Origin of the sequence: Fictibacillus sp. 26RED30, assembly GCF_015903845.1 — a bacterium.
Lineage (GTDB): Bacteria > Bacillota > Bacilli > Bacillales > Fictibacillaceae > Fictibacillus > Fictibacillus phosphorivorans.
Genome location: NZ_JACZDV010000001.1, coordinates 534,901 through 560,558 on the forward strand (window position 1 = coordinate 534,901; position 25,658 = coordinate 560,558).

General features: G+C 39.1%; 27 protein-coding genes and 1 other annotated feature. Of the genes, 16 read left to right on the forward strand and 11 right to left on the reverse strand.

Translation table 11 applies throughout. The features are described from left to right. Positions 1-95: 95 nt before the first annotated feature. From cotJC to IHV11_RS02655, 3 genes are read right to left on the reverse strand one after another with little or no spacing between them, the layout of a single operon-like run. Positions 96-665, reverse strand: a complete 570-nt coding sequence (cotJC, locus tag IHV11_RS02645) for a spore coat protein CotJC (protein ID WP_191752016.1) — start codon at positions 663-665, stop codon at positions 96-98. A 21-nt stretch (positions 666-686) separates the two neighbouring features. Continuing rightward, on the reverse strand, positions 687-914 hold the full coding sequence (locus IHV11_RS02650) for a spore coat protein CotJB (RefSeq protein WP_197132171.1): 228 nt from the start codon (positions 912-914) through the stop codon (positions 687-689). Positions 915-955: 41 nt separating this feature from the next. Continuing rightward, complete coding sequence (locus IHV11_RS02655) at positions 956-1,174, reverse strand: spore coat associated protein CotJA (protein WP_197131804.1); 219 nt, start codon at positions 1,172-1,174, stop codon at positions 956-958. A gap of 139 nt (positions 1,175-1,313) precedes the next feature. Here IHV11_RS02655 and IHV11_RS02660 point away from each other — a divergent pair, with 139 nt between their 5' ends. Beyond that, on the forward strand, positions 1,314-1,685 hold the full coding sequence (locus IHV11_RS02660) for a VOC family protein (RefSeq protein ID WP_197131801.1): 372 nt from the start codon (positions 1,314-1,316) through the stop codon (positions 1,683-1,685). Here the strand turns inward: IHV11_RS02660 and IHV11_RS02665 are convergent. Then, a complete protein-coding gene (locus IHV11_RS02665; RefSeq protein ID WP_197131798.1) occupies positions 1,675-2,193 on the reverse strand; it encodes a gamma carbonic anhydrase family protein in 519 nt (172 codons plus the stop codon). The genes IHV11_RS02660 and IHV11_RS02665 overlap by 11 nt on opposite strands. Positions 2,194-2,277: 84 nt before the next feature. Here IHV11_RS02665 and IHV11_RS02670 point away from each other — a divergent pair, with 84 nt between their 5' ends. Then, complete coding sequence (locus tag IHV11_RS02670) at positions 2,278-3,066, forward strand: alpha/beta fold hydrolase (RefSeq protein WP_197193614.1); 789 nt, start codon at positions 2,278-2,280, stop codon at positions 3,064-3,066. Between the two features lie 41 nt (positions 3,067-3,107). Beyond that, positions 3,108-4,178: a tetraprenyl-beta-curcumene synthase family protein gene (locus tag IHV11_RS02675; RefSeq protein ID WP_197131793.1), complete on the forward strand. Its 1,071-nt coding sequence runs from the start codon at positions 3,108-3,110 to the stop codon at positions 4,176-4,178. A 334-nt stretch (positions 4,179-4,512) separates the two neighbouring features. On the opposite strand, the gene IHV11_RS02680 is transcribed toward IHV11_RS02675, so the two are convergent. Together IHV11_RS02680 and IHV11_RS02685 are read right to left on the reverse strand one after the other, a co-directional pair. Beyond that, positions 4,513-5,088 carry a class I SAM-dependent methyltransferase gene (locus IHV11_RS02680; protein ID WP_197193615.1) on the reverse strand — a complete coding sequence of 192 codons (576 nt, stop codon included), beginning with the start codon at positions 5,086-5,088 and terminating at the stop codon, positions 4,513-4,515. Further along, entirely contained in the window at positions 5,085-6,050 is a 966-nt protein-coding gene (locus IHV11_RS02685; protein WP_197193616.1) for a TIGR01212 family radical SAM protein, read from the reverse strand. The genes IHV11_RS02680 and IHV11_RS02685 overlap by 4 nt, the downstream gene beginning before the upstream one ends. Positions 6,051-6,215: 165 nt before the next feature. On the opposite strand from IHV11_RS02685, the gene IHV11_RS02690 reads away from it, so the two are divergent. Beyond that, positions 6,216-7,412, forward strand: coding sequence for an MDR family MFS transporter (locus IHV11_RS02690; RefSeq protein WP_197193617.1), 1,197 nt, complete (start codon positions 6,216-6,218; stop codon positions 7,410-7,412). A 73-nt stretch (positions 7,413-7,485) separates the two neighbouring features. Here IHV11_RS02690 and IHV11_RS02695 read toward each other — a convergent pair whose 3' ends face one another. Continuing rightward, on the reverse strand, positions 7,486-8,055 hold the full coding sequence (locus IHV11_RS02695) for a biotin transporter BioY (RefSeq protein WP_197193618.1): 570 nt from the start codon (positions 8,053-8,055) through the stop codon (positions 7,486-7,488). 201 nt (positions 8,056-8,256) lie between these two features. Beyond that, positions 8,257-8,485: a binding site (T-box leader), on the forward strand. Positions 8,486-8,546: 61 nt separating this feature from the next. On the opposite strand from IHV11_RS02695, the gene leuS reads away from it, so the two are divergent. The 5 genes from leuS (at position 8,547) to IHV11_RS02720 (ending at position 14,467) form a co-directional block, all read left to right on the forward strand. Beyond that, a complete protein-coding gene (gene leuS, locus IHV11_RS02700) occupies positions 8,547-10,967 on the forward strand; it encodes a leucine--tRNA ligase (protein ID WP_197193619.1) in 2,421 nt (806 codons plus the stop codon). A 15-nt stretch (positions 10,968-10,982) separates the two neighbouring features. Then, positions 10,983-11,282, forward strand: coding sequence for a rhodanese-like domain-containing protein (locus IHV11_RS02705; RefSeq protein WP_197193620.1), 300 nt, complete (start codon positions 10,983-10,985; stop codon positions 11,280-11,282). A 137-nt stretch (positions 11,283-11,419) separates the two neighbouring features. Continuing rightward, on the forward strand, positions 11,420-13,339 hold the full coding sequence (locus IHV11_RS02710; RefSeq protein WP_197193621.1) for a putative bifunctional diguanylate cyclase/phosphodiesterase: 1,920 nt from the start codon (positions 11,420-11,422) through the stop codon (positions 13,337-13,339). A 197-nt stretch (positions 13,340-13,536) separates the two neighbouring features. Beyond that, positions 13,537-14,172 carry an SDR family oxidoreductase gene (locus IHV11_RS02715; protein WP_197193622.1) on the forward strand — a complete coding sequence of 212 codons (636 nt, stop codon included), beginning with the start codon at positions 13,537-13,539 and terminating at the stop codon, positions 14,170-14,172. A 91-nt stretch (positions 14,173-14,263) separates the two neighbouring features. After that, positions 14,264-14,467 (forward strand): sporulation protein Cse60, encoded by a 204-nt coding sequence (locus IHV11_RS02720; protein WP_197193623.1) that lies wholly within the window; start codon positions 14,264-14,266, stop codon positions 14,465-14,467. 57 nt (positions 14,468-14,524) lie between these two features. Here the strand turns inward: IHV11_RS02720 and IHV11_RS02725 are convergent, their stop codons facing one another. Continuing rightward, entirely contained in the window at positions 14,525-15,787 is a 1,263-nt protein-coding gene (locus tag IHV11_RS02725; RefSeq protein ID WP_197194900.1) for an NAD(P)/FAD-dependent oxidoreductase, read from the reverse strand. 184 nt (positions 15,788-15,971) lie between these two features. Here IHV11_RS02725 and IHV11_RS02730 point away from each other — a divergent pair, with 184 nt between their 5' ends. Further along, on the forward strand, positions 15,972-17,576 hold the full coding sequence (locus tag IHV11_RS02730) for a putative polysaccharide biosynthesis protein (RefSeq protein WP_197193624.1): 1,605 nt from the start codon (positions 15,972-15,974) through the stop codon (positions 17,574-17,576). Positions 17,577-17,627: 51 nt separating this feature from the next. Here the strand turns inward: IHV11_RS02730 and IHV11_RS02735 are convergent, their stop codons facing one another. Beyond that, a complete protein-coding gene (locus IHV11_RS02735) occupies positions 17,628-18,062 on the reverse strand; it encodes a DUF6884 domain-containing protein (protein WP_197131752.1) in 435 nt (144 codons plus the stop codon). 102 nt (positions 18,063-18,164) lie between these two features. Between IHV11_RS02735 and IHV11_RS02740 the strand changes: the two genes are divergently transcribed. Next, positions 18,165-18,893, forward strand: coding sequence for a pseudouridine synthase (locus IHV11_RS02740; RefSeq protein WP_197189612.1), 729 nt, complete (start codon positions 18,165-18,167; stop codon positions 18,891-18,893). A 41-nt stretch (positions 18,894-18,934) separates the two neighbouring features. Beyond that, entirely contained in the window at positions 18,935-19,570 is a 636-nt protein-coding gene (locus tag IHV11_RS02745; protein ID WP_197131749.1) for a PRC-barrel domain-containing protein, read from the forward strand. A gap of 92 nt (positions 19,571-19,662) precedes the next feature. Here the strand turns inward: IHV11_RS02745 and IHV11_RS02750 are convergent, their stop codons facing one another. Continuing rightward, a complete protein-coding gene (locus IHV11_RS02750; RefSeq protein ID WP_066243921.1) occupies positions 19,663-19,881 on the reverse strand; it encodes a DeoR family transcriptional regulator in 219 nt (72 codons plus the stop codon). 427 nt (positions 19,882-20,308) lie between these two features. On the opposite strand from IHV11_RS02750, the gene IHV11_RS02755 reads away from it, so the two are divergent. Genes IHV11_RS02755 through IHV11_RS02765 form a run of 3 tightly spaced genes read left to right on the forward strand, consistent with a single transcriptional unit; the run spans position 20,309 to position 23,980 of the window. Continuing rightward, on the forward strand, positions 20,309-21,316 hold the full coding sequence (locus IHV11_RS02755; RefSeq protein ID WP_197193625.1) for an ion channel: 1,008 nt from the start codon (positions 20,309-20,311) through the stop codon (positions 21,314-21,316). A 55-nt stretch (positions 21,317-21,371) separates the two neighbouring features. Then, on the forward strand, positions 21,372-22,778 hold the full coding sequence (gene pepV, locus IHV11_RS02760; RefSeq protein WP_197194901.1) for a dipeptidase PepV: 1,407 nt from the start codon (positions 21,372-21,374) through the stop codon (positions 22,776-22,778). 20 nt (positions 22,779-22,798) lie between these two features. Further along, complete coding sequence (locus tag IHV11_RS02765; protein ID WP_197193626.1) at positions 22,799-23,980, forward strand: MFS transporter; 1,182 nt, start codon at positions 22,799-22,801, stop codon at positions 23,978-23,980. 71 nt (positions 23,981-24,051) lie between these two features. Here IHV11_RS02765 and cysK read toward each other — a convergent pair whose 3' ends face one another. Further along, positions 24,052-24,984, reverse strand: coding sequence for a cysteine synthase A (gene cysK, locus IHV11_RS02770; protein WP_197193627.1), 933 nt, complete (start codon positions 24,982-24,984; stop codon positions 24,052-24,054). 111 nt (positions 24,985-25,095) lie between these two features. Between cysK and thpR the strand changes: the two genes are divergently transcribed. Then, entirely contained in the window at positions 25,096-25,653 is a 558-nt protein-coding gene (gene thpR / locus IHV11_RS02775; protein ID WP_197193628.1) for an RNA 2',3'-cyclic phosphodiesterase, read from the forward strand. Positions 25,654-25,658: the final 5 nt, after the last annotated feature.

The window sequence follows — 25,658 nt, forward strand, 5'->3', positions numbered from 1 at the left end:
TTGTTTGATACTATAATAATAAAATACAATTGTAAGGGGAACATGAAGACAGTATGAAATTATTATAAAAAAACCATCCTGCATGTGCAGAATGGTTAGAAATATATTTTCCTGTCACGTTCTTCTTTTAAGATTTCAACTGCCTCACGGAATCGTTGAGAGTGAATAATCTCCCTTTCTCTTAGGAACCGAAGAGAGTCATTAAGGTCAGGGTCATCTGACATATTGATGATCCATTGATAGGTAGCTCGTGCTTTTTCTTCCGCTGCAATATCTTCATATAAATCAGCTATCGGATCGCCTTTTGCAGCTATGTAGCTTGCAGTAAACGGTACACCCGCTGCATTATGGTAAAATAATGCGCTGTCGTGATTTACATAGTGGTCTGCGATGCCAGCGGCTTTTAGTTGCTCTGGTGTGGCGTCCTTTGTCAGCTTGTAGATCATGGTTGCGATCATCTCGAGATGTGCGAACTCTTCTGTACCTATATCCGTAAGGAGTCCTATCACTTTGTCTGGAATCGTATAACGTTGATTTAAATACCGAAGAGCCGCTGCGAGTTCTCCATCTGCACCTCCGTATTGTTCGATCAAGTATTTGGCAAGTGTCGGATTACATGAAGTGACTTTAACGGGATATTGCAGTTTTTTTTCATACACCCACATTTTAATGAACCTCCTTTCGCTTTATAACTGCCACGGCCATGGTCCGTCACTCCAATTCCATGGCATACCTGAATAACTGTTTCCGTATTGCTGGAGAGGACCATATTTTGATTCAATGGCTCTTTTGATCTGTTTTCTTTGTTTTGCGAACTGATTAAACTGTTGGACTGCAGATTCATCTTGTGGGTGTGTATCGAGATATAGAGTAAGTTCCACAAGAACAAAATCAACTGCTTGCAGTTCTTCCATCCACTGATAGAACTCTTCAGGTAAGGTTGATGGCACTAATATTACCTCCTTCTTTCATAGGGATTTTCATAATAATCATAAAATGCTGGCCATAATGTGCCTTTTTGGAGTGCTTCTTTTGGTGAGTATTGTGGCAGGTTATATGGTTGGAATCCCATATATAGATTAGGAGGAGTAGAGTAATATTTTTTTCCAATCGGAGGGCACGGATCGTAAGGGCTATGATAAGGAACATAAGACTTTTGGTTAGATGGACGCATCAGACAACTTCCTTTCATATTATTAACTTTTATTATAAGTATTCAAAAGGAAGACAGTTTCAGTACGAATTCATCTCAAATTATTTGTTTCTATGTTAAAATTATGGGCAAAACATACAGAGAGGTGAGGTGGAAGTACATGTATGCAGGAATACATCATGTATCCTTACTTGTAACAAATCTAAAAGAATCCCTTTATTTTTATGAGGGAATTCTCGGTTTCAAGCAAAATAAAAAACGCCCGCAGTTTGATTTTCCAGGCGTTTGGTATGATATCGGTGACACACAGCTTCATTTGATCGTTCATCCTAAAGGTAAGGCTAGAAGAAATACGACTGAGATTGATAGCAGAGACGGTCATTTTGCGATAAGAGTTACCGACATGGACAAGCTAATAAAAACATTAGATGTTCATAACGTTCCTTATGTTAACAAACCAACAAACAAAACAGAGTGGCATCAAGTTTTTGTGAGTGATCCAGATGGTAACCTAATCGAGTTTAACGTTTAGGCTGCAAGGACTTATAATACTGACCTTTCTCGTAATATTCACGGCGAATGCGGTTCATGTCCGTGATATCTTCTTCTGTTAATTCTCTGATCACCTTAGCAGGCCGACCGAAAGCTAACGTATTAGGTGGTATCTTTTTTCCAGGAGGAACAAGACTTCCTGCGCCTATAAAAGCTCCTTGTCCGATGTGAGCTCCATCGAGCACGAGTGAACCCATTCCGATCAATGCGTTCTCTTCAACGACACAACTATGTAAAATCACGCTATGTCCAACTGTAACGCCATCTTTTAAATGAAGAGGGCGGTTCGGACTTTGATGAAGAACGGAATTATCTTGAACGTTTACATAGTTTCCAATGATAGTCGGGGAAACATCTCCTCGTATAGATGTGTTAAACCATACAGAAGAATATTCGCCAATCTGAACATCACCCGTAATGGTGACATAGTCTGCAATAAAGGCAGTTTCTGAAATCTTAGGTTGTTTATCTCCAAATGGATAGATCATCATTATACACTCCTATTATCAATATTTATCTATCTACAGTTTAGCAAATCATCAAGTCTTATGAATAGAGAAGAAGGTGGAGAAATGTGGACGTGGAAAACAAAAAAGGATGCGATCGGAACAATCGTTGTTGTACATGGAGCAAATGAACATCATGGCAGGTATGATTGGGTCATCAAGCAACTGAACGAAGCGGGCTTGCATTGTGTTTCAGGCGATCTTCCTGGTCAAGGTACGACAACGAGAAGAAGAGGACATATTGATGCATTCGACGATTATATCCAAACCATAGAAAAATGGTATCTAGAAGCCGAGAAATTAGGCCATCCCGTATATATCTTAGGACATAGCATGGGTGGATTAGCTGTGATCAGAACCTTGATGGAAAAAAGGCTAAGCGTAAAAGCGGTTATCTTATCCTCTCCGTGTTTAGGATTGGTTCATTACCCATCAAAAGGAAAAGAAGCCGTTTCCGTTCTATTGAACAAACTCGCTCCGAGTGTAAGGTTGGCGACGAACTTACCTGAAGGCAGTGCTACAAGGAACGAAGAGATACGTATTCGTGATAGAGAGGATAAGTTGATCGTTAAGAAAGTTTCTGTCAGGTGGTATCGAGAGTTGATTGGTTCGATAAAACATGTTTTTGATCATTATAAAGATTTCCCAAATGTACCTTTAATGCTATTACAAGCGGGGGATGATCGAATCGTGGATAAAATGAAAGTTATGCAATGGTTTAACGCAGTGCAGCTCCAAGAGAAATGGTATAAAGAATTTCCGTCCCTATATCATGAAGTATTAAACGAGCCTGAAAGAGATCATGTGTTTAATTATGTGAAAAAATTTCTATTTTTGCATAGCGAGGTCGATTAAAGAAAAAGGTAAGGAAAGAAATAAACAAAAGGAGCCATCTTATGAACAAAGTTCCGGTTCACCCTTGGGGATTGATGTATTCCGTTTATACGCAGATTTTTCCGGCTGTCAGTCATCTGCTGAAGACCTGGCATGATAGAGCTGAAAAGATTCCTAACCCTGAATTAAGAAAACAGGCAGTTAGCAGCATATCGGATAAGATGTTTCACTGTGAAGGGGGAGCTATCCTTACACTGCTAGCAGGTAACCAGCGCAAAAAAGCCATAGAGTTTGTTGTAGCGTACCAAACGATCAGCGACTATTTAGATAATCTTTGTGACAGAAGCACTTCACTGAATGAAAAAGATTTCCGAGCACTTCATGAAAGCATGTTTCATGCCTTATCTCCTGGCGCTGTTCCTACTAATTATTATCGTTACAGAGAAGAACAGGACGACGGCGGTTATTTAAACGAACTTGTCTACACGTGTCAAAGTGTTTTGTCAGAGATGAAAGCTTATCCGAATATCGCAAGTGAACTAATCGGACTTGCTTCGATCTATTGTGACCTGCAAGTACATAAACATGTAATCGTTCAAGAGAGAGAGCCACGTCTAATCAGTTGGTTTGGAGAGTATCAATCCGTTCTACCAGATATAACTTGGTACGAATTTTCAGCCTGTGCAGGTTCAACGCTTGGCATATTCTGTTTAGTCAGCTATGCGTTTCAAGGAAACTTCACGAAAGAATCTGCTGCAACGATAAAGAAAGGGTATTTTCCATGGCTACAAGGTCTTCATATTCTTTTGGATTATTTTATTGATCAAAATGAGGACAAGTTAGAAGGCGATCTAAATTTTTGTACGTACTATAAGAATGATCAGCACATGTTAGAACGTATGGTTTATTTTGCGGAAAAAGCAGAGAAAAGCTGTGCAAACCTGCCTAACTCAAGGTTTCATCGCTTGATCCAAAGAGGTCTCTTAGGAATCTATCTTGCAGATCGGAAGGTGTCTGAGAGTCCTGGAATCAAAAAGATGGCTGCAAAGCTCGTTAAAGTTGGTGGCGTAACGAGTTACTTCTTCTATGTAAATCGAAAATTATATCAAAGATTAAAACCTTCTATTTCATAAATAAATTTCTGATTGAGCAAGCTTTGTAGCTCTTAGAATTGGTTGGTCTCCGCTCCATGTGGTTCGCATTTAGCAGGGGTAAGTGAGGATAGTAACTATTGCGTAATTTGTCGAGGATTGTAAACTCGTGGATAAAAGACAAAAACTTTTGGATGGAGAGGCAAATCTCGTGGATAAACAGCCGAAACTTCTGGATTGCGTGCTCAAATTTCTGGATTGATGATGCATAATACCCCAACGTGTATAGATGGCGACCAGTTTCTGAATCCTGAGACTGCACCATTTAACAAGAGTATACTTTAAAAAAGGCTGAATCAACTTTGATTAGTTGAGTTCAGCCTCTTTTTTCGATTGCGACTACAAATGGCGGGTCGTTTTTTTGATTAATAAATTCGTATTGTAAAACATGAGCCTGTTTTTGATCCAGCTGTTTTACATAATTCATGACTAGTTCTTTTTCTCTTTTTCCCTCTTCATGCCCATGGTAGATCACGAGTATGATGACGCCTTCAGGTTTTAATAGTTGCAGGAGCTGTTCAATAGCACCGATTGTAGATGATCCTGTTGTTGTAATCGACTTATCGCTTCCAGGCAAGTAGCCGAGGTTAAAAATAGCGGCAGTTACTTTTGTATGAAGATCACTAGGTAACTGAGTTGTTAACTCATCATGAGAGGCATGATAAAAAGTAACATTATGATCTGCATGATGATCAACAAGCCGTTGCTTTGAGTTCTCGATTGCTTGCTTTTGAATATCAAAAGCAAACACATGGCCGCTCTCACCGACGAGTTTTGATAAGAATAAAGTATCGTTTCCGTTTCCGCATGTTGCATCAATTACGATATCTCCCTCATCACAAAATGTACGAAGAAGTGTTCTCGCAAACGGCAAAACTCCTTCTAATTTCATGGTGTATTCACCTCAGACGTATTATAAAATTTCCCTTGAAAACTATTTCTGTTTTTAAGCTCACTTTCAATCGCGTTTAACACTTTCCATTTATTCAGACTCCACATTGGTCCTACTAATAAGTCAGATGGTCCGTCACCAGTTAGTCGATGAATCATCATATGTGGGGGAAGAATCTCTAGTTGGTCACAAACAAGTTTTACATATGTGGCAAAATCGAAAAATTCTAACATACCTTGTTCGTATTGTTTGACCATCGGTGTCTTTTTCAGAAGATGAAGCAAATGAATCTTGATTCCTTGAACATCAAGTTTCGCAACTTCTCTTGCCGTTTCCATCATCATCTCTGGAGTTTCTAAAGGCAATCCATTGATGATGTGTGAACACACTCTAATGTTATGTTTTCGAAGTTTTTCAACGCCTTCTACATATGTTGCGTAATCATGAGCTCTGTTGATGAGCAATGCTGTTCGCTCATGTACAGTCTGAAGTCCTAACTCTACCCAAAGATAAGTTCTTTTATTTAAGTCAGCAAGATATTCGATCACATCATCCGGTAAACAATCAGGTCTCGTTGCAATCGAAAGTCCAACAACGCCTTCTTGTTCGAGGACGGTTTCATATAGCTCTTTAAGTTGTTCAACAGGAGCATAAGTGTTCGTAAAAGCTTGAAAATAGCCTATATATTTACCTTTTTTCCATTTCGAATGCATTCTTTCTTTAACGGTGTGAAACTGTGTGATGATATCATCACGGCGGTTTCCTGCAAAATCTCCTGAGCCGCTTTGAGAGCAGAATGTACATCCTCCAAATGCTGCGTTGCCATCACGATTCGGACAATCGAATCCGCCATCAAGTGGTACTTTAATAATTTTATCTCCAAAATGGGACTTTAAATGCTGATTCCATGTGTAATATCGTTTTTCTCCAAAATAATCTGGTTTTTCCATAAGGTGTGTCATCTTTCTCACTCCTTCATACGGTGATGAGCACCATATGACATTGTAGCATGTTCGCACGTTGAGCGGCAAAGTGAGTTGTCAGTACTTTCAAATTGTAAAGTGCAGGAAAAAGGAATAAAATACAGAGTGGTTTATGACATCTTAGTTAGCAAGCGGGGGATATTTATGCCAGCGAAAGTATGGCTGCTCATTATTGGAATGGCACTTAATGTGACGGGCTCAAGTTTCTTGTGGCCGATCAATACGATTTTTATACATGAACACCTTGGTAAGTCACTTACCGTAGCAGGAATTGTTCTATTACTTAACTCAGGTGCCGGAATCATAGGTAACTTAACGGGAGGATTGCTGTTTGATAAATTAGGAGGCTACAAGACCATTATGCTCGGAGTCTCCATTTCATTTACGACTTCTTTCTTATTAATCTGGTTTCACGATTTTTGGATGTACAGTGTCCTTCTTGTTTTTATGGGATTTGGAATGGGAATCGTCTTTCCATCTATGTATGCATTAGCAGGTACGATGTGGAAAGAGGGTGGAAGGAAGGCGTTTAACAGAATCTATATTGCACAGAATGTAGGAGTGGCGCTTGGGGCTGCTCTTGGTGGATTTGCAGCTTCGTATTCTTTCACACTATCTTTCATCAGTTGTTCCACTCTATCTTTTATATTTTTTATTATTGTGTTATTCGGCTTTAAAGGTATAGATGAAAAAGATGAAGCATCTGTGCAAACCGTTTTTTCTCAACGTAAAAGAATTCACAACAAAGAAGCGTTTATTGCTTTGTTAATTTTATGCGGAGGGTATCTGCTAGCTTGGATAGGTTATGTTCAGTGGCAGTCCACGATCGCCGCTTATACGCAATCACTAGGGGTAAGTCTGAAAATGTATAGTTTACTCTGGACCGTTAATGGTGTGTTTATCGTTCTTGGTCAGCCGCTGGTCAACCTTTTCTTGAAAAAGTGGCTTCATTCTACAACATCGCAAATTTTGGTCGGATATTGTATATTTGTCATTTCATTTGTGATGGTGGGAAATGCAAAAGACTTTAGTGGATTTATGGTAGCGATGATTGTGCTGACAATAGGAGAGATGCTCGTATGGCCAGGTGTTCCATCCATCGCAGCAGAGCTCGCTCCTGAAGGCAGAGCCGGATTTTATCAAGGAATTGTAAACTCGACAGCCACAGGCGGAAGGATGCTTGGTCCGTTGTTTGGAGGAATGATTGCAGATCTATTCAACATATCTGTGTTGTTCCAAACGATTATCGGCCTGATGGTGCTTGCTTTCATTTTAACAATCCTATATAGCAAGAGTCGACATGCCATTCAGCAAACTGAAATTCCTCAACAAGCTTCTTGAGATTTATAGGTAAATGAACAACCAAGAGACCGTGATGTGATAATCACGGTCTCTTGGTTTATATATTATTGAATTAAGCAGCTCTTGATTCTTCTTTTGGAAGCAGTTTAGCTGACATTAATCTTCTTCTGATCGTAACACCAAGAACGGAAGCCAAAATGGCTTTAATTACTCCGACAAGTAAAAAAGGAATAACACCAAGACTCAACGCTTGTTCCCAACTAAGGCTTGCGATGAACTTTAGTTGAACGGCACCGAACACAAGTGTGATCACCATACCTGCCATGTTTGCTACAACAGCAGGCAGCAGAGTAAAACTTGTCTTTTCTAAAATGAGTCCAGTGATAAAAGCAGCGATAATAAAGCCGACGATATAGCCTCCTGTTGGACCGATCAGTACCATGAACCCACCTTTAGCTTCCGAAAATACGGGGAGACCGATTGCACCCATAGCGACGTAGATCATCACAGCTAATGTGCCGTATTTACGACCTAAAATAGTTGCGCAAAGCCCAATCGCTAATGTCTGCCCTGTAATCGGAACTACCGGTAGTGGAATGGTCAGCTGAGCAAGTATCGCTGTAATTCCTGCCATAAGTGCTGCGTAAAGAGACATCTTTAGTTTTTGATTACTTTCATACATGTTTGTTGCACCCCTCTTTTAATGTTAACGTAAAAATAATATCAGTTAACATTACATTAAACAGCTCTATAATGTTTGTCAAGATACCGCTTACAGCGATAGGGCATATGTTTAAAAATGGGAAAAATAGGCTATTATACGTCTAAACAACCTTGACAATTTAGGGAGTTATTCATAAAATACAAATTAGCATCAAAATTTTTAATAACGATGATAGGGAATAGTAAAAAAAGAATGGAATGATAGAGAGTTGACGGCTGGTGCAAGTCAACCCGGACTTTTTTGAACTCGCCCTTTAGTTGCAAGTGTGAATAAAGTAATGCTTGCCGTTCGCCGCGTTAAGGTATGTTTCCGAGTGAATGCGATTTTTGCATTAATCAGGGTGGTACCGCGGCAGGTTTAAATTGTTAATTAACCTTTCGTCCCTAATGTTTATTAGGGGCGGGAGGTTTTTTGTTTTTAAAAGTACAGTTTTCTAAGGAGGATCGGTTATGTATTATAACCACAAAACAATCGAGAAAAAGTGGCAACAGTTCTGGGATAAGAACAAAACGTTCCAAACAAAAGAAGAATATGATAAAAAGAAATTTTACGCGCTAGATATGTTTCCATACCCATCTGGAGCTGGCCTTCATGTTGGTCATCCAGAAGGTTATACGGCGACAGATATTCTATCTAGAATGAAGCGTATGCAAGGATACAACGTACTTCATCCGATGGGGTGGGATGCTTTCGGACTTCCTGCCGAACAGTATGCGCTTGATACAGGAAACGATCCAGCAGAATTTACAGAAACAAACATCAATACGTTCCGCAGACAGATTAAAGAGCTTGGTTTCTCTTATGACTGGGACCGTGAAGTTAACACAACAGATCCTTCTTATTACAAATGGACTCAATGGATCTTTATCCAGCTTTATAATAAAGGACTTGCGTATGTAGATGAAGTACCTGTTAACTGGTGTGAAGCACTTGGAACGGTACTTGCAAACGAAGAAGTCATCGATGGAAAAAGTGAACGTGGCGGCCATCCTGTTGTTCGTAAACCTATGAGACAATGGATGCTTAAGATCACAGCATACGCTGACAGATTGTTAGAAGATCTAGATGAACTAGATTGGCCTGAGAGCTTGAAAGACATGCAGCGAAATTGGATCGGCCGCTCAGAGGGAGCTGAAGTACACTTTGATGTAGATGGACATTCTTCTAAAATCACAGTGTTCACAACACGACCTGATACACTTTTCGGTGCGACATACTTAGTTTTAGCTCCTGAAAATAAACTAGTGAACGATATTGTAACAGAAGACCAAAAAGAGGCAGTAACCGCTTATCAAAGACAAGTAGAAACAAAGTCTGATCTTGAACGTACAGAGCTTGCAAAAGAAAAGTCTGGTGTGTTTACTGGTGCATATGCGATTCATCCTGTAACAGGTGCAAAACTTCCGATCTGGATTGCAGACTATGTATTAGCAAGCTATGGAACAGGTGCGATCATGGCAGTTCCTGCTCACGATGAACGTGATCACGAGTTCGCAGTTAAGTTTGAACTTCCGATCGCTGAAGTGGTTGCCGGCGGAAATGTGGCAGAAGAAGCATACACAGGTGATGGTGAACACGTTAATTCAGATTTCTTGAATGGCATGCAGAAGGAAAAAGCGATTGCAACAATGAACGAATGGCTTTCTGAGAACAAAAAAGGTGAGAAGAAAATTACTTATCGTCTTCGTGACTGGTTATTCTCACGTCAGCGTTATTGGGGCGAGCCTATTCCGGTCATTCATTGGGAAGATGGTACGATGTCGACGGTTTCAGAAGATCAACTTCCTCTTCTTCTTCCGATTGTTAAAGAGATCAAACCTTCAGGCACAGGAGAATCTCCTCTCGCTAACGTTGAAGAGTGGGTAAACGTTGTGGATCCTGAAACAGGAAAGAAAGGACGTCGTGAAACGAATACGATGCCTCAGTGGGCAGGAAGCTGCTGGTATTATCTTCGTTATATCGATCCAAAAAACGAGGAGCAATTGGCATCTCCAGAGAAGCTTAAGCATTGGCTTCCGGTTGACATTTATATCGGTGGAGCGGAGCACGCGGTGTTGCATCTTCTTTATGCTCGTTTCTGGCATAAGGTTCTTTACGACCTAGGTATCGTACCAACAAAAGAACCTTTCCAAAAACTTTTCAACCAAGGGATGATTCTTGGAGAAAATAATGAAAAGATGAGTAAATCTAAAGGAAATGTTGTTAACCCAGATGAGATTGTATTAAGTCATGGTGCGGATACACTTCGTTTGTATGAGATGTTTATGGGCCCACTTGATGCTTCAATCGCATGGAGCACAACTGGTTTAGACGGAGCTCGCAGATTCTTGGATCGTGTATGGAGATTGCTTCTGGCTGAAGATGGAGAGAAGATAAATCCTTCCATTAGAGATGCGCAGGGCACAGATGCCTTCAATCGTCTATATCATATGACGGTTAAAAAAGTAACAGAAGATTATGAAGGGCTGCGCTTTAATACAGCCATTTCTCAATTGATGGTGTTTGTAAATGAAGCAAACAAACAAGAAGTTCTTCCAAAGGATCTCATGCAAGGTTTTGTTAAGATGCTTTCCCCGATCGCTCCGCACATTTGTGAAGAGCTTTGGGAAATGATAGGTGGAGAAGGCAGCATCGCATATGCGTCTTGGCCGGTTTGGGATGAAGCACAACTTGTAGAAAATGAAGTTGAAATCGTTGTTCAAGTTAACGGCAAACTTAAAGCAAAGATGACGATTGCGGCTAACATCAGTGGTTCTGATATGGAAGAAGCTGCTCTAAAAGATGAATCCGTTCAACAAAGCATTGAAGGAAAGACGATTCGCAAAGTGATTACAGTTCCAGGTAAGCTTGTGAATATCGTTGCGAATTAAAGGAGGTAAACGTTCATGGAAGAATTAAAAGAAATTTCACCATCAGAAGTAAAGCAATTGCTCCAAGAGGGCAAAAAGATATCTCTGATTGATGTTCGAGAAGATGAAGAAGTAGCTGAAGGGAAGATTCCAGAGGCAGCACATATCAAAATGGGTGAGATTCCTATGCGTTTAGAAGAAATAAACAAGGACGAAGAACACATCATCGTCTGCCGTTCCGGCCGCCGCAGTGAGAATGTTGCTTATTTCCTGCTAGATCATGGATTTAAGGTCAAGAATATGACAGGTGGCATGCTGGAATATAATAAGGACTAAAACGATAATATTACTCTCTGCTCACGACTTGAGCAGAGAGTTTTTTTTATAAGTATGTTTACTTTATTGAAGAAAGTTTAAATTTCCATGAAATAGCCGATAGAAAAGGTATACTTAATAGCCTTGGAGGCTTACAAATGCCATTAAAACACGCAAAAACAAAAAAATGGACCTATATCATAGCGGTTTTGTTTACCTTACATACCATAAGCACAATAGGATTAATGTATAATCAGAGCTATTTGATGTATGGGATCGACTTAGGAATTGTTGTTCTTTTTGCAATTTTGATTTATAAGATGCTGATCGTAAAAGATAGTTATGCAATAAATTTAGAGCAAGAGATCTTAAATCACAAAGAAACATTTGCGGAATTAGAAGCGAGTCGAGTGAAGCTTCAAAATATATTTGACAGTATCGATGTTGCGATATGGTCACACAATTTAAAGACCAATAAACTTTTGATCACATCGGGTATTGAAAAGTTATATGGTTATCCTTTGCAAGCTTTTTATGATGACTCAGAATTATGGAAAAAGGTCATTCACCCTGATGATGACGAAATCATCATAAAACGAGGCATCGCGATTCAAAACGGATTGATCACTACAAGTGAGTATCGAATCATGAAGCCGAACGGTGAGATACGCTGGATTCAAGATCGGGGAATTCCCTTTTTAGATGCCAACAAAAAATTAGTTGATTTTAACTCTATTCTTATTGATATTACAGAAAGAAAAAGAGCTGAAATCACGATTGAGCATATGGCTTATTATGATGAACTAACGGGGCTGCCTAATCGTAATGGATTTATGCAGACGATAGAAAAACAAATAAAGGAAGCGGACGTACAGAGTCGCAATCTAGCTCTGTTGTACGTGGATCTAGATCGGTTTAATGTTCTGAACGATACTCTTGGGCATAGCTTTGGTGATCTGTTGCTGCAGAAGGTAGCAGAACTTTTAAAGGTTACGGTTGGATATAACGGAACCGTGTTTAGGAGAAGCGGAGATGAATTTCTGATTTTGTTAAACTTTAAAGAAATCAGTGAGATCAAACAAAAAGCAGAACAGATCATTCAAGCTTTTACAAAACCGTTCAAGTTGAGTGGACAAGAAGTATTTACAACACCAAGCATAGGTATCAGTACATATCCAGGTAATGGTTCAGACAGTGAAACACTCTTAAAACGCGCTGATTCCGCTTTGTACCAAGCAAAGGAAAAAGGACGAAACAATTATCAATTTTTCACGGAGCAACGTGATGGCAAGATGGAAAGAAGGTTAACTCTCGAGCATGGTTTAAGAAGAGCTTTAACTAACAAAGAATTCTTTCTTGTTTATCAACCTTTAGTTCATATCGGAAATAATAAGATTCTAGGTGTCGAAGCGTTATTGCGCTGGAATAAAGAAGATGAAGGGATGATCTCTCCTGCTGAATTCATACCGATAGCTGAAGAGACGGGGATGATTCTACCAATCGGAGAATGGGTGTTAAGAGAAGCTTGTTTGCAAGGGGTACATTGGCATAAAAATGGCTTTAGTGATCTTTTAATCTCCGTAAATATATCGGTTAGACAACTATTAGAAGAAGCATTTATCGAAAGAGTTGAATGTATTTTAGCTGAAACTGAGTTTCCTCCTACTTCATTAGAGCTGGAGATTACAGAAAGTACCACGATGCAAAACATGGAGGAAGCTCTTCCGGTATTAAATTCTTTAAGGGCGAAAGGAATTCGCATATCTGTCGATGACTTTGGTACAGGTTATTCCTCGTTAACGTATTTGAGACAATTACCCGTTGATACATTAAAGATTGATAAGATGTTTATCGATGATATTTTGACAGATTCAAAAGCAGGAGCGATTGTAAAAACGATAATTGATATGGGACATAATCTCGATTTTAGTGTAATTGCAGAAGGAATCGAAAGTCGTGAGCAGATCGATTTCTTAGTAGAGCAAGGGTGTGTATTCGGCCAAGGTTATCATCTGTACAAGCCGCTTCATGCTGATGAACTCCAAAGACAGTTACATAAGAATGTTGTTATGAATTAGAAAGAAGCTTAAAACGTCGTGGATGAACGGTGTTTTGAGCTTTTTTTATTGGATTTCAGAACAAATCACAATTCTCAAATTGTACGTTCAGAACCTCCTGACCTACTTAAAATACTTCTATTACACAACCAAATGTTTTATATTCATCATTTCGTGAAACACTACATAAGTAGACAAATAGAAGGAGTGGATATGTAGTGAATGTATTAGTGATTGGAGCAAACGGTAATATTGGTAAAATGACATCTAACATACTAGCTGATCAAGAACACTCTGTAAAAGCGATGGTCAGAAAGACAGAACAGCAAGATCATTTTCTGCATGAGAATATTACTGCCGTTCTAGGTGATTTGGAACAAGATTTTGAACATGTTTATGAAGGGATTGAAGCTGTCATCTTCACAGCTGGTTCAGGTGGTCATACAGGACCAGAGAAAACAGATGCTGTAGATTATGAAGGAGCGGTAAAGTCCATACAATTAGCGCAAAAACATAAGGTGAAACAATTCATTCTAGTAAGTTCAGTTGGGGCAGACACTCCTGAAAAAGGACCAGAAGGACTTCAGCATTATTTAGAGGCAAAAGGAAAAGCTGATCAAGAACTGATAAACAGCTCCTTAAATTATACGATCTTACGTCCAGGTGCGCTGACAGATGATGATGGAATGGGATTGATTCAAGCCAAAGAAAAACTGAACGAGCGCGGTTCTATACCTCGAGCAGATGTAGCAAGAACACTTGCAGCCTGCCTCGGAAATGAAAAAGTTAACCACAAAGTCTTTGAATTGATTGAAGGAGAAGTACCTATTCAAACTGCTCTTGAAAATCTGTAAAAGACAAAACTAGTCAAAACCTAACAAAGGATAAGCATCTCCAGAGGCCGAAGAAGTACCAAAACACTTGGCCAAAGGGGGATGCTTTTTTATGATTCAAGTGAAAATCTTTGATGAAGATCATGAAGAAGATTTAGAGATCGCTATAAATGAGTTTTTGAGTACTGTTCCTCTTGAAAATATTGTGGATATTAACTATCAAATAGCCGTATGTGATAATGTGCACTCAGAGGACGATACGATGTTTTCTTTTTCAGCCATGATTATCTATAAAAAAATAGAATCACCTAAATAAGGAAGAGTGGCAACCGCTAAATGGGTTGCCACTCTTCCTATTTTATAGGGCTCAAGCTTACCCCATTGCATGGTAAGCCGCGTTAGTTCCTGCAATGTTTCCTGTAACAAAGGCAACAGTAATATTATAACCGCCTGTGTATCCGTGCAGATCTAAGATTTCACCACAGAAGAATAAACCTTCTTGCTTCTTAGATGCCATCGTTTGAGGTGCGATCTCTTTAACGGATACGCCGCCTCCTGTAACGAAAGCTTTTTCAATAGATAAGGTGCCATTAACAGAAAAAGTGAAACTCTTCATTTGTGCAACAAGCTGACGAAGGGCTTGTTTGGATACTTGATCCGCGATGGAGTCACCATCAATCTCAGCGCGTTCGATTAAAAAGTGAAGAAATTTTTCTGGAAGTAGTCCTTTAATTACATTTTTAAAGGCTTTTTTAGGGTCAGCATCTATCTTTTTCTGTAGAGAAGTAAGCAGAGTCTCTTCATTTTCTTCAGGAAACGAATCGATTCTCATCTCGATTGATGGTACATCGAATTTTTTTAGTGCTTTGACTACATATTGACTACACCTTAACGCAGCTGGCCCAGATACTCCAAAATGAGTAAAGATCATATCCATTTGATGGGCTTTAATCAACTTTCCTTTTGGATTCCATACTGAGAGTGCAACATTTCTTAACGAGATACCTTGTAAGGTCTTTTGTTTGATGAATGATTCATTTGAAGTGATGGGAACCTCTGTTGGATAGAGCTCTGTAATCGTGTGCCCCGCCTTTTTTGCCCATGCATAACCATCTCCTGTGGAACCCGTATGCGGAACTGATTTACCGCCTACAGCGATTACGATTGATTTAGTATGGATCACTTCTCCACTATATAGAATGATCTCGTGGATATCATCACCATAATGAATCGTTTTTACAGGAGTGTTGGTTCGAATCGTAACTCCAAGCTGCTTTATTTTTTGCAGAAGAGCAGCAACCACATCAGTCGCCTTATTTGTAACAGGGAACATACGCCCATGGTCTTCTTCTTTTAATTGAATGCCTAGTCCTTCAAAGAATTGAATGATGTCTTCGTTGTTAAAAACGGAAAAGGCACTGTATAAAAAACGGCCGTTACCTGGAATGTGTTTGATAATTTCTTCAACAGGCAGTCGGTTTGTGACGTTACAACGCCCGCCTCCAGAAATAGCAAGTTTACGACCTAGTTTTTCTCCTTTATCGATCAATAGTACGCGTGCACCATTCGTGGCAGCCCCTACACTAGCCATGAGGCCAGAAGGTCCACCGCCGATCACTATACAATCATAAATCATACAATCCCAACTTTCTAATACGTTCAATAAAAATCATTTCATACAATAGCATAGCTTAATCAAAAAGACTATATGTTTTCATAATCCTTACTTTTTTGCAAAAAGTTAAAGTAGGTTACTTCCGCTTTTAATGTGATACAATATCAATAATGTTTTTAGGATGATTAGTAGGAGCTGAAAATAGTTGTCTCGATTACTTCGTGGAACATTGATCTTATCCGCTGCGACCTTTTTCTCGAAATTTATCGGATTGATCTTTGTAATTCCATTTACAAATCTAGTAGAAGAACAAGGTATGGCTCTATACGGCTATGCTTATATTCCATATACCATATTACTTAGTATTTCCACAATGGGAGTTCCGCTTGCTGTTTCTAAATTTGTTTCTAAATATAATGCATTGGGAGATTATGCAGCAGGAAGAAAATTGTTGAAATCCGGTCTTCTAGTTATGACGCTGACAGGAACTCTCGCTTTTGTCATACTGTATATGTTAGCGCCTATACTTGCTCATCAGATCATTGATGAAAAAGGTGGACAAGGCAACACGATTGAAGATATTACATTAGTTATTCGAATGGTAAGTACCGCTCTAATCGTAGTACCTTCTATGAGTTTGATTCGTGGATACTTCCAAGGCTTTCAATCTATGGGGCCGACAGCTGTGTCGCAAGTCGTTGAACAAATCGTTCGAATTGTGTTTATTCTTGTTGGAAGTTTCGTCGTAATCAACCTAATGAACGGGGAGATTACTACAGCCGTAGCGCTTTCTACATTTGCAGCTACACTAGGTGCAATCGCAGGCTTAGCCGTTCTTATCTGGTATTGGATAAAAAGAAAACCCCATCTGGACAAGATGTATAGAGAAAGTAAACCTGTTGCTGATATATCGTTAAGAGATATTTATAAAGAAACGATCAAATACGCAATACCGTTTGTAGCTGTTGGTCTAGCTATTCCGCTCTATCAGATGGTCGATCAGTTTACGATCGTTAACACGCTGAAAAAGATGGATTATACGTTAAAAGAAGCAGAATCTGTATTCGCCATCATCACACAGATCGCGCATAAGCTTGTTATGATCCCGGTATCATTAGCAACTGCTCTTGCACTAACCTTGATACCTGTGATAACGAAGTCTTTCACTCAAAACGATGATGAAATTCTTCATAAACAGATCACCCAAACGTTTCAGATGGTACTGTTCTTAACGGCACCAGCAGCGATCGGGCTGACAGTTCTTGCATACCCGGCATATGGCGCACTCTTTGGGTTATCATCTATGGAAACCGGTGGTTATTATCTTCAATGGTACGCGCCGACCGGGTTATGGTTTGCGATGTTTACCGTTACGGCAGCAATACTACAAGGGCTTAATCAGCAACGTTATGCGTTTATCAGTTTATCAGCTGGTTTCCTAGCGAAACTGATTTTGAACAAGCAATTGTTATTGCTGTTCAGTGGGACTGGCTCTGTCATTGCCACAAACATCGGGTATACACTATCGATCTTGTTTAATCTGTATATCATTAAAAAATACAGCGGCTTCTCCTTTAAATGGGTATATCGAAGAACGGTTCTGATCACGTTATTTTGCGCAGCGATGGCAGTTACCGTCATGATTGTATCGGCACTTTTAGGTGAGACAGAGACAAGACTGGATACGATCATTAAATTAACGATCGGTATTCTCACTGGTGGAGCGGTGTATGTGTTCTTAAGTCACCGATCAGGACTATTAAATATCATATTAGGAGATCGCATTCCTTTCTTGAAACGCAGAAAATAAGCATAAGAAAAAAGAAGGCTGATTATTGGCCTTCTTTTTCTGCGATAGTCTTTATTTACTCTGATGATTCTGTTCATCGTACCATTTAAGTTGATTACCGATACTGTAGCCTTCGAGCGGGACTTCAAATTGAAAACCTGCTCTTTCAAGCGCGGGCTGTAAAAATTCTCGGTATACCCAACCGCCATGAATATAAATCTTACATTGAGAAGGCTTAATGATTTGTTCAAGGTCTTGAATAACGTGATGGGCCCATTCCCGTTTTTCAGATGTCTTAAAATTTTTGATAGAAACATTATACGGTTCAATGTATTGGTCTTTCGTTAATAGTCCTTCTTTTGCACTAAAAAAGTAAAAATCATCATAATGATTTTGTGCGTATTGAACAGACTTAACGAATAAGGGACTTATGTATAAATCTATAGCTGCAGAAGGGGTAGACGCTTTTTTTCGTGCAGTTGCTAGAAGACCTATTTTCCTTTTCATTCCAATTCCTCCTATAGTACTAAATTACCCTGTTTCTTCAAAAATCAATCAATTTTTTACAATAATATAGGAAAAAAAGATCATTCAATCAGGAGGTTTCTTATGAGAATAGATAAATGGCTATCAAATACAGGCTATGGAAGCAGAAAAGAAGTAAAACAGTTACTAAAATCAGGTGCAGTTACGTTAAACGGTGAGGTTGTAAAGGATGCAAAAACTCAAGCGAACCCTGATCATGACAACGTGATGGTTCATGGAGAAGAAGCTGTTTATAAAGAGTTTATCTATCTGATGATGAACAAGCCCCAAGGAGTAATTTCAGCGACAGAAGACTCTAGGCATGAGACGGTGATTGATCTTCTTTATATGGAAGATCAGAATTTCGAGCCTTTCCCTGTTGGAAGATTAGACATTGATACAGAAGGATTATTAATCTTAACCAATGATGGTCAGTTGTCACACTCTTTGTTATCACCCAAAAAACATGTTCCTAAGACGTATTACGCCAAAATAAATGGATCAATTCCAGAAGGTGCGTTTGAAGATTTTAAAGAGGGGGTTATCTTAGATGATGGGTATAAAACAAAGCCTGCCTTTTTAAGAACCCTGACTAATGATGACAAAGAATCAGAGATAGAGTTAACCATCACTGAAGGGAAGTTTCATCAAGTGAAAAGAATGTTCGAGGCAATCGGCAGAAAGGTCATTTTCTTGAAGCGAATTCAGATGGGGCAACTCAAGCTTGATGAAACGCTTGAGTTAGGAATGTATAGAGAGCTCGCAGACGAAGAACTTTCCTTACTTTCTTTAAAAGAGGATGTTTTTGAATAATTTATAAGGGGTATCTTCCAATAAAAAGGAGATGTATACCAATGAAATTATCTGTAGAAAAGTTAATGGATGCTAAAGCCCAAAATCATACGATTTCAACGGAAGAAACCGAGCACAAGATCAACGACATTCTATTTAATATGTACGACCATCGCTTATGCTATTTTACGTACACCGTTGACAACGGAATCAATCAGCGTGAAGAGGTTCCCTCAGATAAACATATGGAAACAGTAGTGGCTGCCACTTCAGGCATCGGTACACAGCATACTCCGTTTACAGGAAGCTCTAACCTTGCTGCTAATCAGAACTATGGAAAAGAAACCTTTTTTATCCCTTGGCATCAAGTGAAAGAATTTGATGAAGATAAACTCGTGTTCTCCGGAAATGAATTACAAAGAGATGAACCAAAAGAGTGTTATTCTTATATGGCTATAAAAGATTGGACTGTCATCGATCAAGATGGTGAAAAAATTGGGAAGATAAAAGATTTGATCATTGATACAGATCGTCAGCAAGTTATTGGTTTTTCACTTGCAGAAGGATTTTGGAAAAACTTATTCGGTCAGGATGATAAGTATATGCCTGTTTCAGGAACGCCGAATTGGGAAAGCCGTGAATGGAACATTGAAAGAACTCCTGATCTTCTCTTAAAAGACAATAAGGATGAACTTTAATCTTAATTGTAAATAACAAAAAAAGTCCCTGCTAAGAAATTAGCGGGGATTATTTAATGCAATATGCTTATCCGAAAATTTATTATATCTTTTTAAGATACTTTTACTTTTTTTCCTGTTGTTTCCCACATACCTCGGGCAGGACTTGTTACTAAATTGTTATAAGAGAGGACGTTAAGATCTCTCTGGATGGTACGTTGCGTAGTTCCAAATTCTTCAACTAGTTCTCGTGTTGTTACAGTACCTTTCTTGCGAATAAACAAATACAGGGCTTTCACACGATTCAACATTCTGTCAGTTGAAGGACTCAAAAAACCACTCCTTGTTATTTAGATAGTTGTTAACACACTATATGATACCAGTCTAAAGTTAATGAAATATGAACGTTGTATTACATTCTTTTTAATTCTTAAGACCCATCCTTTTTATAAAAAAAAGCGAAGAATCCGTATTGGTTCTTCGCTGCTTCAGCCATTAAATGTAGTAATAACGTTCAAAAAGATGTCTGTGCGGCTAGGCAGCAAAACCTCATAACGAACATATGATCCTAAATATAAAGATATAGAGGAAAATTGTTAGTTAACCAACACTACACCTCCCATTTGGCACCATTATACACTAAAATATTTATTTGTCAATATCCCATGATTCCTAAGAAAGCAAAACACTCTAACCATTTTAATGGGAATAAGGTACAATAATAGGGTTATTAAAAATTATTATGTTAGGAGCGATGAGGTGTATATTTTACAAAAACTGATGAATAGGCTTTTCGTTTTGAATAAGCTTGGAATTTTTTCATTTACCTTTTTTATCGTTATTTTTTCGTCAGTCGTTATGCATCTTCTAGAGCCAAAAACATTCCCTCACTGGTTTGACGCCTTGTGGTATGTAATGACAACTGTTACAACGGTCGGTTATGGTGATTACTATCCGGTATCCACAGCAGGAAGAATTTACGCGATCTTCATCTTTTTAATCGGCATCGGTATTGCTGGTCTGGCTATTGGGAAACTGGTAGAAGCATTAGGAGCTCATCGTAAACGAAAGGAGGAAGGAAGATTGACTTTTCAAGGTAAAAATCATTTCGTTATTATCGGATGGTCTGAGAAAGCAAAATATGCTGTTAGTGAAATCATCGAAACTCATCCAAACCTAGAAGTAGTTCTTATTGATAACCTGCCTGTTACACCGATTACACATCAAAGTGTGCATTACATTCAAGGTGACCCATCAATAGAAGGGACTCTCGTACAAGCAAATTTAAAGGAAGCCAAATCTGTACTTGTGTTTTCAGATGATTCGATTCATGATTCAGCACTCGCTGATGGTAAAACACTATTGATCGTAACTTCTGTAGAACGTTTAACTCCTCACATACATAGTACGGTAGAGATCAAAAAAGAGGAACATATTAAAAACTTTAGGCATGCTAAAGTAGATGAGTTTGTTTTAAGTCATGAAACAGTTTCTCGTATGGCTGTACGGTCCGCCTTTTCTAAAGGTATTACGGAGATCTACACACAGCTTCTTTCTCATAAAGAAGGAGAGAACTTATTTGAGGTGCGAAAACAATCGGAATGGGTAACATACAAAGACGCTTTTGACAGTTTGTTGAAACAAGGTGCTACACTTATTGCGGACGGCAACGATCTATCGATCAACAAGAAGTTGGACCAACCAATTCGTGATGATGCACGTCTCTATATCATCTGCAGCAAAGATGTATACGAATCGATCATCTGATAGTGATCGAAAAGACAATCGTCAGAACAATTTATTTAGAAAGGATGTAAGTGTGATGGATCAGGTCAATTGGAAAGAACAAGTTGAATTGAGAAAAAAACAGCTTATGGAGGATACAAAAGGGCTATTGCGCATTCCTAGTCTGCTTGATGAAGAAAATGTCAAAGAAGGAGCACCTTTTGGGCCAGAAATAGAAAAAGCTTTATCCTATATGTTAGACCTCGGAAAAGAAAGTGGAATGATTGTTAAGAATGTGGACGGATATGCCGGTCACATCGAGATTGGGAACGGAGAAGACATCGTAGGTGTTCTATGTCATGTTGACGTAGTACCTCCTGGTGATGGCTGGTCTGTAGAACCTTTTGGAGCAGAAGTGAAAGACGGAAAAATCTTCGCACGAGGTGCGATTGATGATAAAGGACCAACGATGGCAGCTTTTTATGGGATGAAAATCATTCAGGAACTCAAGCTTCCACTATCGAAAAAAGTCCGCATGATCATTGGTTGTGATGAAGAAAGCAACTGGCGATGTGTGAGACATTACTTTACGAAAGAAGAGATGCCAGCGATCGGTTTTGCACCTGATGCTGATTTTCCAATCATCTCTGCAGAAAAAGGAATATTTGATGTGGAGTTTCGTCTAGATAACAATCAAAAGGAAGAAACAAGTGACCTTCTTTTACTTTCTTTTACATCGGGTCAGCGTTTAAATATGGTTCCAGACTATGCAGAGGCTAAGATTCAAGCAAGCAACTTAGAGGAAATTCAACAATCGTTCGAAGCGTTTGGTGAGAAATCTGTAATAGAATACCAAGCTCAAACAGAAGGTGATGCTTTAATCCTAAAAGTAAAAGGGAAATCTGCACATGGAAGTACACCAGACATGGGTAAGAATGCTGGACTTATGCTTGGTGAATTCTTAAACACTCTTTCTTTCACTGGAAACGCTAAGTCATTTCTTCGCTTGTTGGACGAACTTACGGGCGAATTTACAGGTAATAAGCTAGATATTGCTGCAGAAGATGAGGCGAGCGGTTATCTAACGGTCAATGCTGGAATCCTTTCATATGATCAAGTAGAAGGCGGAAAAGTAGGGTTGAATATACGCTATCCGGTCACACATGATAGCAAGAAGATTGAAAATACTTTATCAACAAGAGCGAAGACAGATGATTGGTCGATGAGAATTATTGAAAATAATCCACCTAACTATGTAGAAGAAAGTCACCCATTGATTCAAACCCTTCAAAAGGTTTATGAAGATCAAACGGGGAAAAAGGGTGAATTGATGGCTATTGGCGGTGGTACTTATGCACGGTCATTGGAGACAGGAGTTGCTTTTGGCGCGTTGTTCCCTGGACGAGAAGATGTGGCTCATCAAAAGGATGAACACATGTTTGTAGAGGATTTACTTCTCGCTTCTGCTATATACGCTCAAGCCATTTACGAACTAGCTAAATAGTATGTAAGAGAGGGTACATCATGAATAATTCTTTCGATAAAACCTCTATCAGTCTAAAAGGCTTTTATCTTTTAAGTTTTTTTGGTCTAGGGAGTTTATTTCCGTTATTAGGTGTTTATTTTAAAGATTCAGTAGGTCTCAGTGGGACAGAAATAGGCACATTAATGTCTATCAGTCCAGTCGTGATGATATTTGCTCAGCCTCTATGGGGTGTGGTTACAGATTATTCAAGGCGTCCAAGATCCGTGTTAGTTCTATCATTGCTTTTAACAGCTGGGTTAGGATATAGCATCTATCTTTTCGAGTCCTATTTTTGGTTGATCGGCATACTTATCGCGTTTTCTTTTATGCAGAGTGCGTTAGTTCCTGTTTCAGACAGCATTCTTTTAAATTACGTACAAAAAGAGAACAAGCAGTATGGAAACTACAGACTTTTTGGGGCGATTGGATTTGCAGTAGCTGTATATATAGCAGGAAAGCTTTCAGATTCCATTGGAATTCAAGTGATTTTCTATATGTTTACCACTGTTCTTCTTCTTTGTATTTTATTTGTTTTCAAGATGCCTAAAGATAACCAATCGCTCCGTACAGATCTAAGGAAGGGGATTGGGCAGCTAGTCAGGATGCCTTCCTACCTCGTTTTTCTCGCTGCTACGTTCTTGGTGTTTGGTCCTATTTTTGCTAATAACTTTTACTTTGGATTTTATATTCAAGAAACAGGCGGAACTTTAGCAGGTGTGGGACTTGCTTTCTTGATCGCAGCTGGAAGTGAAGCTCCATTTATGAAGTTTGCTGGACTCACCATAAAAAGATGGGGAATGATGCATATTATGGTGTTTGCAGCGACGGTTTCTGCTGTTCGTTGGACCTTTTATTTTTTTGAACCATCTTACCAAATCGTATTATTGACAACCATCGTACAAGGATTTTCAGTTGGGTTGTTCATCCCAGCAGCAATGGAATATGTGCGAGCTTATACACCAGTAGAAGTGAGAGCAACCGCAGTTTCTCTATACACAGCTGTAGGGAATGGCTTAGGCTCTTGGTTTTGTACGTTTGTAGGCGGTGTGATCTTTGATAAACACAGCATCTTTTACACGTACTTATTTTTTGGTGCTTTATCGTTCATAGGGCTGGTAATGGTGTTAATCCTCACAAAGATGGAAGTGCAAGGTCGCATACTGATTCAAAGATCTCTATAAAAGATTAGCAACCCTCATGGCAACAATGTACAAAAGAAGCATCCCAATTCTGTTTGGGATGCTTTTGTCATTTATTCAAATTGAAACAGATCACTCGATAAATAACGTTCGCCTGAATCACACGTCATACAGATTACGACTTCACCTTTTTTGCGTTTTTCTGCAATTTTTAAAGCGGCATATACAGCTGCTCCTGATGATGGACCGACCAAGATCCCTTCTTCTGAAGCAAGACGTCTTGTGATCGTATACGCGTCTTCATCATTAACTTGAACAATCTCATCATAGACCTGTTGATTTAAGATTGGTGGGATGAAACCAGGACTTGTTCCTACTAATTTATGTTTCCCGGGCTTTCCTCCCGAAAGAACAGGAGACCCTTTTGGTTCTACAACATGAACAGTTAAATTCGGAAAAAATGTTTTAAGCTGTTCACCCGTACCTGTTATCGTTCCTCCTGTACCAGCGGGTGCGATAAAAGCAGTAAAGGGCTTGTTTAACTCTTCGATGGCTTCTTTAATCTCAATTGCTGTGCTTCCTCTGTGTGCATCAGGGTTTGAAGGGTTCTCAAATTGCATAGGCATATAGCTGTTTGGAATTTCCTCTACAAGCTCTCTGGCTTTTTTAATCGCTCCAGGCATCTTTTCATCACCAGGAGTTAGCACCACTTTTGCTCCATATGCTTTTAAAAGATTAATTCTTTCTTCTGTCATCGTATCAGGCATCACAATAATGGAAGAATAACCTCTAGCGGCCGCATTCATAGCGAGCCCGATCCCTGTATTTCCTGAAGTAGGTTCGATAATGGTAGAGCCTTCTTTTAAGAGACCTTTCTGTTCTGCATCAACGATCATATTATAGGCAGCGCGGTCTTTAAGGCTTCGACTAGGGTTGTAATACTCTAGCTTCACATATACATCTGCTCCCTCTTGATGAGGAAGGCGGTTTAACTTTACGATAGGTGTATCACCGATTAAATCTGCGATATTTGTAACAACTCTCATAAACTGCACTCCTTTTTCTTGCTGATTCGATTATAACAAATAAGTCACGCGGGAAAAAAGCAGATGAATCCATGTATTCTTTGATAAAATAAATGAAGGTGTGTGAGAAGTATGCAAAGACATTATTTTTTAGCACTAAAGCTTCCTGATGAGACCAAAACAAAGCTTGCGAATATATGCAATCTTATAAGGAATGAACATCATTTTAAAACATGGGTACATCCTGATGACTTTCATATCACTTTAGCTTTTCTAGGTGCTGCTTCGTTAGAACAGCTTCAAAAACTGCAAGAATTACTTAACGAAAAAATGAGTATAACAGAGGGTGGTTTTTCACTACAAATAAACCAATTTGGCTTTTTCGGAAACGAACAACATCCAAGGATCTTTTGGGCAGGTGTTGAAGAAGAACACTGTTTATATACTCTGCAAAAACAAGTGGCTTATGTATGTGAAGAGGTAGGTTTTCAACTTGATAAAAGACCTTATGCCCCGCATATAACGCTTGCACGGAAACATATAGAGTCAGACTGTAATTCCCTGAATTCTCAGCAGTGGTGGAGACGATATGGTGAAAACATTCGATTCCAAGCTGATGAAGTGGTTATCTATGAAACACATATAGAGAAACAGCCCAAATACCATGTTTTACACTCTTATTCGATATAGAGTGA